We start from the raw sequence: 8,685 nt of genomic DNA, 5'->3' as shown, positions 1-8,685 counted from the left end.
CGTATACTTATTGACTTTAGGTATACAAAAAGTGGTCTAAGCATACACAACATTCATTAATTAAAAGACAAGGGTTATCTGTGAAGCAGACGTTAAAACTAACAGATATTATCGCAGTAGGCTTTATGCTATTTGCGTTCTTTTTAGGTGCGGGCAATATCATCTTTCCACCTCTAGCGGGTCAGCTAGCCGGTGAAAACTTAATGCCAGCGATGTTTGGTTTCTTGCTAACAGCGGTAGGTCTACCTCTTATTACTATCGTTGCTATTGCTGTTGCTGGTGGTTCTTGGGATCACTTAACGCAAGACCTTCCGAAAAAAGCAGCGGTTATTATGGCTGCGTTGATCTTCATCATCATCGGTCCTGCGTTTGCTGCGCCTCGTACTGGCCTAGTGGCTTACGAGATGGCGGTGAAACCTTTCTTCCTTGAAGCGTCACAAACGCATCTCACTGCATTTTCAGTGATCTTCTTTATTGCGGCGATGATGTTCTCATGGTTCCAAGGCCGTTTGATTGATCTTATCGGTAAAGTACTGACGCCGGCATTGTTCGTGGGTTTGATCATTCTTGCTGTCGCGGTATTTATTGATCCTCAAGGTGACATGCTGGGCGCGCACGGTGAGTACTTAACGCAACCACTGACCAAAGGCTTCCTAGAAGGCTACAACACAATGGATACGTTCGCGTCATTGATGTTTGGCATGCTGATGGTTGATGCACTGCGAGGTAAAGGCATTACTGAGCGTTCTGCAACCACTAAGTATCTGATCTATGCAGGTTGTATTGCCGCTGCCGGTCTTGCGTTTGTTTACATCTCACTATTCTACTTGGGCGCGACGAGTGCAACTGTTGCTGCTGGTGCAGATAACGGTGGTCTGGTACTTAGCCAATACGTTCAAGCGCTGTTTGGTCCATACGGTCAAATCGTTCTGTCTGTCATTGTATTACTAGCGTGTTTGACAACGGCTATTGGCTTGATTTCTGCGTGTTCAGACTTCTTCAGCTCGAAAACGCCACTGTCATACAAGCAATGGGTACTTATTAACGGGTCTGTTTGTGCGTTGGTTGCGAATGTCGGCCTTGCACAACTGATTTCTCTGTCAGTGCCAGTATTGTTTGCGCTGTACCCTGTGGCGATTGCGTTGGTTGCACTAACATTTGTACGCAGCAAACTGCCAAATCCACGTTTTGCTTACCGCGCGGTACTGCTTGTATCTCTGCTGTTTGCGTTGGTTGATGCGGCAAAAGTATCGGGTGTTGATGTTTCTGCGTTTAACATGTTGCCACTATTCGAAGTGGGCATGGGTTGGGTGCTTCCAACATTTGCGGCTATTGTGTGCATGTTCTTCATCGCGAAACCTCGTCCAGAGCTAGCACAAGAAACAGCGTAATAACTTCGCACTATCAAGATATTAAAAAGCCCGATGAATGACTTCATCGGGCTTTTTATTTTTTATCTTTGAAGCGTTCACACTATTAAAGTGTGTCGTGGAACTCCACAAGAACTTGTTCACACCATTTTTCGATGCGCTCATCACTCAGTTCGTACTGCGAGTCTTCATCTAACGCTAGTCCAACAAACTTTCTGCCATCTTCAATCAGTGCTTTCGATGCTTCAAATTCGTAGCCTTCATTTGGCCAGTAACCGATAAAGGTTGCGCCAGTCGCTTGTAATTCATCGTGAAGTAAGCCCATCGCGTCCAAATACCACTCACCGTAGCCTTCTTGGTCACCCAGGCCAAACAGCGCGACAACTTTACCTTTTAATGGTGTTGTTGCGATGTCTTGCCAAATCGCGTTCCAATCTTCTTGGATTTCACCAAAGTCCCAAGTTGAGATGCCAAGGAGTAATAAGTCGTAGTCTGCCATTAGTGATAACGGTGTCTCTTTCACATTGTGAATGTCGACAAGGTCTTCACCAATAATGGTACGAATTTTCTCTGCTGCCATTTCGGTGTAGCAGGTCGTTGAGCCGTAAAAGAGTCCGATTTTCATTATATTCATCGTTATTTGTGTTGCTGTTGTGGAAGATTCTAACCATAAATTGAGGAAGATTGCAGCGAATATCCTAAGCGGGATGATTTTTTTATGGTATTGGATCGGTAGGTGCCTTAATCTAAGTACTGTAAATATAAACAGATAAGGAAGCGTTCATGACGGCACAACAGCCTGTCAATCAACAAGATTTTTCGCTTGTTGAGCAATTCTTAGATGCGATGTGGATGGAGCGTGGGCTATCAGAGAACACGCTGGCTTCCTATCGAAATGATTTGATGAAGCTGCTCACGTGGATGGAGAAACATCGCTACCGTCTTGATTTCATGAGTTTGTCTGGCTTGCAAGAATACCAAAGCTACCTTGTAGACTTGGATTACAAGCAGACGTCCCGTGCGCGTATGTTGTCGGCAATTCGCCGTTTATTCCAATATCTGCATCGTGAGAAAGTACGTGCTGATGATCCGAGTGCGCTCTTGGTCAGTCCTAAACTGCCACAACGCTTGCCCAAAGATATTAGTGAAGAGCAAGTGGACGCCTTGCTCGAAGCGCCAGACCCGAATGATCCTGTGGAATTGCGGGATAAAGCGATGCTGGAACTGCTGTATGCGACTGGTTTGCGTGTGACGGAATTGGTCAGTTTAACTATGGAAAACATAAGTTTGCGTCAAGGTGTTGTGCGTGTCACAGGTAAAGGCGGTAAAGAGCGCTTAGTGCCAATGGGGGAGAACGCGGTAGATTGGATCGAGACGTTTATTCAACAAGGGCGCCCTGCGTTACTTGGTGATACATCATCTGATATTGTTTTTCCTAGCAAACGCGCAAGGCAAATGACTCGTCAGACGTTTTGGCACCGTATTAAGTACTATGCTTTGATAGCAGGGATTGACACTGAACAGCTGTCGCCGCACGTACTGCGTCATGCCTTTGCCACGCATTTATTGAACTATGGCGCAGATCTCAGGGTCGTACAGATGCTATTAGGACATAGTGACTTATCGACCACGCAAATTTATACTCACGTGGCGACTGAACGATTGAAGCAGATCCACAGTCAACACCACCCAAGAGCATAACAATGGTTAGATTCATCCATGTCTTCTTGGAAAAACGATTTTATATTAAGGTGAATTTCATGAGCGTATTACGCCGACTAACTCTGCTGACTTTACCATTTTTTGTTACCGCTTGTGGTGCAGAAGAAAGTCAGGCTAAAACGGACACTCCTGCACAGCAAGTGGCACCAGCTGCGCAAAGCAGTTTTGATGAAGCGGCATTAAAAACTAAGTTCTCAAAGCTTGGTTTATCTATCGTTGATATTCAGCCATCAGAAGTTGCTGGTTTATTGGAAATCCAAACTAATGGCGGGATCTTGTTCGCTTCAAATGATGGTAGCCATTTTATCGCTGGTACGCTTTATGCCATCAATGACGATGGTAGTTACAAAGATGTCATTGCAGAGCGCCAAGCGCCGCTTAATGCGGAGAAAATCGCGCAGTTCTCCGATAGCATGATTGAATACAAAGCAGACGATGAAAAATATGCTGTGACGGTATTTACTGATATCACTTGTGGTTACTGTGTGCGTCTGCACAGCCAAATGCAAGGCTATAACGATCTAGGCATTACAGTGCGCTACATGGCTTACCCTCGCCAAGGTGCTACTGGCCCAGTGGCAGAACAAATGGCGACGATTTGGTGTGCTGAAGATCCAAAGTCGGCAATGCACAATGCGAAAGTGAATCGTACGTTTGATAACCCTGCGAAAGACTTAAAACAGTGTAAAGAAACCATTCAATCGCATTACAATTTAGGTCGCCAATTGGGAATTTCTGGTACGCCAGCGATCTTCTTACCGAATGGCGAAATGGTTGGCGGTTACCTACCACCTGCAGAGCTATTGAAACGTTTAAAGCAACAATAATCCTTTAGGAGCAGAGCCGGCAAAGTCGCCGGCTCTTTTCAAGCATGATAGAAATTCAACGACGTCCTGAACCTGATCTTTCCCTTCTTCCTGATTCCATTCCTCCGATTCTCAAACGTATCTACATCAACCGTGGGATTACGGATCCTGCGCAACTAGAAACGTCAGCTCGTGGTTTGCATTCTTACCAAAAACTCGGGGGGATTGAGCAAGCTGTCGAGCTTTTGTTTCAGGCAATAAAAGAACAAAAACGCATCATCGTTGTCGGTGATTTTGACGCTGATGGCGCGACGAGCTCTGCATTGTCGGTGCTCGCGCTGCGTATGCTTGGTAGTCACAATGTGGACTACCTAGTACCGAATCGTTTTGAAGACGGTTATGGGTTAAGCCCAGAAGTCGTTGACCAGGCATTAGAGCTTGGCGCTGAGATGATCATGACGGTAGATAACGGTGTGTCATCAATCGAAGGCGTGCGTTACGCAAAAGAAAACGGCATTACCGTGCTCGTTACCGACCACCATTTACCGGGACAAGTGTTGCCTGATGTGGATGCAATGGTGAACCCAAACCTTGAGAGCTGTCATTTTCCGTCTAAAGCGCTCGCTGGTGTCGGGGTCGCGTTTTATCTCATGATGGCACTATGCGTTCATATGCGAAAACACAATTGGTTTACTGAGCAGGGCATGCAAGAGCCTAAGTTGATGGAACTGATTGACCTTGTTGCACTGGGTACCGTCGCCGACGTCGTTCCATTGGATGAAAACAACCGCATTCTTGTACACCAAGGCTTGCAACGTATTCGTGCGGGCAAAGCGCGCCCTGGCATTCAAGCATTGATTGAGGTCGCGAAGCGTGATGCGCGTCGTTTGGTGGCGTCCGATTTTGGTTTTGCTTTAGGTCCTCGTATCAATGCTGCTGGTCGCCTTGATGACATGTCATTTGGTGTTGAACTGTTGATGTGTAACAACATTCACGCCGCTCGTCGTATGGCAAGTGAACTGGATGGTTTGAACCAAACTCGTAAAGAGATTGAAGAAGGCATGAAGCAAGAAGCGATGGCTTTCTGCGAGCGTCTTCAGTTTGGTGAAGGCAGTGAGCTTCCTTATGGCTTAGCCTTGTTCCAACGTGATTGGCACCAAGGTGTGATTGGTATTTTGGCCTCGCGCATCAAAGAGAAGTTTCACCGTCCTGTCATCGCATTTGCTGATGGCGGAGAAGGGACAATTAAGGGCTCGTGTCGTTCGATTCCGGGGTTACACATGCGTGATGCGTTGGATTTCATCGACACGCAAAACCCAGGTTTGATCATCAAATTTGGTGGTCACGCGATGGCGGCAGGCTTAACAATTAAAGAGCAGGATTTCGAACGTTTCAGCCGTTTATTTGATGAAGTGGTAAAAAAGGAACTCGATGAAGCGGCGCTAAAAGGCGTGATCATGTCAGATGGTGAACTTAAGCCTGAAGAATTCTCTATGCATGTCGCTGAACAGCTACGGTCTGGTGGCCCTTTTGGACAAGCCTTCCCTGAACCAATCTTTGATGGTGAGTTTAAAGTGTTGCATCAAAAGCTGGTGGGTGAGAAGCATCTTAAATTAATGTTAGAGCCGCTATACAAAGGTCACCCTACCAATGTGATGATCGACGGCATTGCATTTAATGTCGATTTGCGTCGCTGGCCGGATGCATCAGTTAAAACGGTACGTTTAGCTTACAAATTGGATGTGAATGAATTTCGTGGTAATCAATCACTGCAATTGATGATCGATCATATCGAAGCTAAGTAATATCTAGATTAACCTTTCTTATAGAGTACGGTTGCCCCTAAGAGGGTGTAAAATTTTATGACCGTGCTCTCTCTAACCGCAATCTGATTTCTCATCCGAAATTTTCCTGTATCTCGGTCACATTTTTCAGTAGAATTTCTCGGTTAAATTCTATTCTAAAATGTTGAGTAAACATGTTTGAAATCAATCCAATTAAAAACCGTCTGCAGGACGTGTCTCAGCGCACAAATGTCCTGAGGGGGTATCTTTGACTATGACGCGAAGAAAGAGCGTCTAGAAGAAGTCAACGCAGAGCTTGAACAACCTGATGTATGGAACGAACCTGAACGTGCACAAGCACTGGGTAAAGAGCGTGCATCGCTAGAAGCGGTTGTTGAAACTATTGATCAACTAGAGCAAGGTGTAGAAGACGTAGAAGGTCTTCTTGAGCTGGCTGTAGAAGAAGAAGATCAAGAAACATTTGACGAAATCGAACCAGAACTTGCTGAGTTGGAAGAGAAGCTAGAAAAGCTTGAATTCCGTCGTATGTTCTCGGGTGACCATGATAGTTCAGATTGCTACATCGATTTGCAAGCTGGCTCTGGTGGTACGGAAGCACAAGACTGGACCAACATGCTGCTGCGTATGTACCTACGCTGGGCAGAGGCGAAGGGCTTCAAAGCTGAAGTGATTGAAGTCTCTGAAGGTGAAGTCGCGGGTCTTAAGTCGGCAACAGTTCGCATCTCTGGTGAGTATGCGTACGGTTGGTTGCGCACTGAAACGGGCGTTCATCGTCTTGTTCGTAAATCTCCGTTCGATTCAGGCGGCCGTCGCCATACGTCATTTGCGTCTGCGTTCATCTATCCAGAGATTGATGAAAACATCGACATCGACATTAATCCTTCTGACCTACGCATCGACGTTTACCGTGCGTCAGGCGCAGGTGGTCAGCACGTCAACACCACAGAATCTGCGGTACGTATTACGCACGTACCAACGAACACCGTGGTTCAGTGTCAGAATGACCGTTCTCAACATAAGAACAAAGATCAGGCAATGAAACAGCTTCGAGCGAAGCTATTTGAGCTTGAATTGCAAAAGCAAAACGCGGAAAAACAAGCTAATGAAGACGCTAAGTCTGACATTGGCTGGGGTAGCCAGATCCGTTCTTACGTATTGGATGACTCACGTATTAAGGACCTCCGTACGGGCATTGAAAACCGTAATACTCAAGCGGTTCTTGATGGCGATCTGGACAAATTTATTGAAGCTAGCCTGAAATCAGGCCTATAAAGCTTTTCACCGACAAAAACAGGATACATCGAAAATGACTGATGCTGTTCAAAACGAAACTGTACTAGAAGAAAATAAGCTGATTGCTGAACGCCGCGCTAAACTGGATGAAATCCGAAAGAGCTGCAAAGCAAACGGCCACCCAAACGACTTCCGTCGTGACGCACTAGCGGGCGACCTTCAAAAAGAGTTCGGTGAAAAGACGAAGGAAGAGCTAGAAGAGCTTAACCACGTGGTTGCAATTGCTGGCCGTATTATGGCTAAGCGTGGTCCATTCCTAGTAATTCAAGAAACATCTGGCCGTATCCAAGCTTACGCTGCTAAAGACGTACAAAAAGAGCTAAAAGAGAAATACCAAGGTCTTGATATCGGTGACATCATCGGTGTTAAAGGTGCGCTGCACAAATCTGGTAAGGGTGACCTATACGTGAACATGGAAGAATACGAGTTGCTAACTAAAGCACTTCGTCCACTTCCTGAGAAGTTCCACGGTCTTACTGACCAAGAAATGCGTTACCGTCAGCGTTACGTTGATCTGATTGTGAACGAAGATTCACGTAAAGCATTTATTGTACGTTCTAAAGTAATGTCTGCAATTCGTAACTTCATGATCTCAAAACAGTTCATGGAAGTAGAAACGCCGATGATGCACGTGATCCCTGGTGGTGCAAGTGCACGCCCATTCATCACGCATCACAACGCGCTAGACATGCCAATGTACCTACGTATTGCACCTGAGCTATACCTGAAGCGTCTAGTGGTTGGTGGCTTCGATCGCGTATTCGAAATTAACCGTAACTTCCGTAACGAAGGTCTTTCTCCACGTCATAACCCAGAATTCACTATGATGGAATTCTACATGGCGTACGCGGATTACAAAGATCTGATGGACTTTACTGAAGAACTACTAAGCTCGGTAGCGCAAGAAGTTCTGGGTTCAACATCAATGCCTTACGGTGATGAAACGGTTGAATTTGGTGGCACTTACACTCGTATGAGCATGTTTGAAGCAATCAAGCAGTACAACCCAGATCACGCGCAAATCCAAGCGCTAACCGAAGAAGATCTACAACACCGTGAACTGATGGTTTCTATCGCGAAATCAGTACATGTTGAAGTAGAAGACTTCTGGACATGCGGTCAGCTTCTAGAAGAAATCTTCGGTGAAACAGCAGAACCTAAGCTAATGCAGCCAACGTTCATCACTGGCTACCCAGCGGACATCTCTCCATTGGCTCGCCGTAGCGATGACAACCCGTTCTTTACAGACCGCTTTGAATTCTTCATCGGCGGTCGTGAAGTGGCGAATGGCTTCTCAGAGCTTAACGATGCAGAAGATCAAGACGCGCGCTTTAAAGCACAGGTTGAAGCTAAAGAGTCTGGTGACGACGAAGCCATGTTCTACGATGCAGATTACATCACTGCACTAGAGCACGGCCTACCACCAACGGCAGGCCAAGGTATCGGTATCGACCGTCTGGTTATGCTACTGACTAACACGCACACTATCCGTGACGTGATCCTATTCCCAGCAATGCGCCCACAAGCGTAATTTGGCAGGATGATCAAAAAAACCACCTTCGGGTGGTTTTTTTATGCCTTTTAGTTAAATAAGTTCAAGTTGTTGCATTTGCTTTTTAATAGGATATGCAAATAAACATTCGCCAAATCTCAATCTATTGCATAGTCTTAATACTGAGACAGACGTGG

General features: G+C 45.9%; 7 protein-coding genes. 6 read left to right on the top strand and 1 reads right to left on the bottom strand.

Annotated elements, in window-relative coordinates; translation table 11 throughout:
- Positions 1–80 precede the first annotated feature (80 nt).
- A complete protein-coding gene (gene brnQ / locus CAG69_RS21750) occupies positions 81–1,391 on the top strand; it encodes a branched-chain amino acid transport system II carrier protein (RefSeq protein ID WP_006742676.1) in 1,311 nt (436 codons plus the stop codon).
- An 85-nt stretch (positions 1,392–1,476) separates the two neighbouring features.
- Here the strand turns inward: brnQ and fldB are convergent, their stop codons facing one another.
- Positions 1,477–1,995: a flavodoxin FldB gene (gene fldB, locus CAG69_RS21745; RefSeq protein WP_150916293.1), complete on the bottom strand. Its 519-nt coding sequence runs from the start codon at positions 1,993–1,995 to the stop codon at positions 1,477–1,479.
- A 158-nt stretch (positions 1,996–2,153) separates the two neighbouring features.
- Between fldB and xerD the strand changes: the two genes are divergently transcribed.
- The 5 genes from xerD (at position 2,154) to lysS (ending at position 8,527) form a co-directional block, all read left to right on the top strand.
- Positions 2,154–3,071 (top strand): site-specific tyrosine recombinase XerD, encoded by a 918-nt coding sequence (xerD, locus tag CAG69_RS21740; RefSeq protein WP_161446211.1) that lies wholly within the window; start codon positions 2,154–2,156, stop codon positions 3,069–3,071.
- A gap of 59 nt (positions 3,072–3,130) precedes the next feature.
- Positions 3,131–3,919: a bifunctional protein-disulfide isomerase/oxidoreductase DsbC gene (gene dsbC, locus CAG69_RS21735; protein WP_012842135.1), complete on the top strand. Its 789-nt coding sequence runs from the start codon at positions 3,131–3,133 to the stop codon at positions 3,917–3,919.
- Positions 3,920–3,963: 44 nt separating this feature from the next.
- Positions 3,964–5,703, top strand: a complete 1,740-nt coding sequence (gene recJ, locus CAG69_RS21730) for a single-stranded-DNA-specific exonuclease RecJ (RefSeq protein ID WP_161446209.1) — start codon at positions 3,964–3,966, stop codon at positions 5,701–5,703.
- A 173-nt stretch (positions 5,704–5,876) separates the two neighbouring features.
- A protein-coding gene (gene prfB / locus CAG69_RS21725) for a peptide chain release factor 2 (RefSeq protein ID WP_100068604.1) occupies positions 5,877–6,975 on the top strand; the annotation gives its coding sequence in 2 pieces (ribosomal slippage) (positions 5,877–5,951 and positions 5,953–6,975; 1,098 coding nt in all).
- A gap of 34 nt (positions 6,976–7,009) precedes the next feature.
- Positions 7,010–8,527, top strand: coding sequence for a lysine--tRNA ligase (gene lysS / locus CAG69_RS21720; protein ID WP_161446207.1), 1,518 nt, complete (start codon positions 7,010–7,012; stop codon positions 8,525–8,527).
- Positions 8,528–8,685 lie beyond the last annotated feature (158 nt).

Origin of the sequence: Vibrio sp. V43_P6S15P86 (assembly GCF_009904725.1) — a bacterium.
Lineage (GTDB): Bacteria > Pseudomonadota > Gammaproteobacteria > Enterobacterales > Vibrionaceae > Vibrio > Vibrio diabolicus.
Note: the sequence above shows the minus strand (reverse complement) of the source record. Positions and strands in the feature narration are given on the sequence as shown.

Excerpts from the sequence above, each read along its gene's own strand:
- dsbC (WP_012842135.1), top strand. The coding sequence starts at position 3,131 with ATGAGCGTATTACGCCGACTAACTCTGCTGACTTTACCATTTTTTGTT.
- recJ (WP_161446209.1), top strand. The coding sequence starts at position 3,964 with ATGATAGAAATTCAACGACGTCCTGAACCTGATCTTTCCCTTCTTCCT.
- lysS (WP_161446207.1), top strand. The coding sequence starts at position 7,010 with ATGACTGATGCTGTTCAAAACGAAACTGTACTAGAAGAAAATAAGCTG.
- fldB (WP_150916293.1), bottom strand. The coding sequence starts at position 1,995 with ATGAAAATCGGACTCTTTTACGGCTCAACGACCTGCTACACCGAAATG.
- xerD (WP_161446211.1), top strand. The coding sequence starts at position 2,154 with ATGACGGCACAACAGCCTGTCAATCAACAAGATTTTTCGCTTGTTGAG.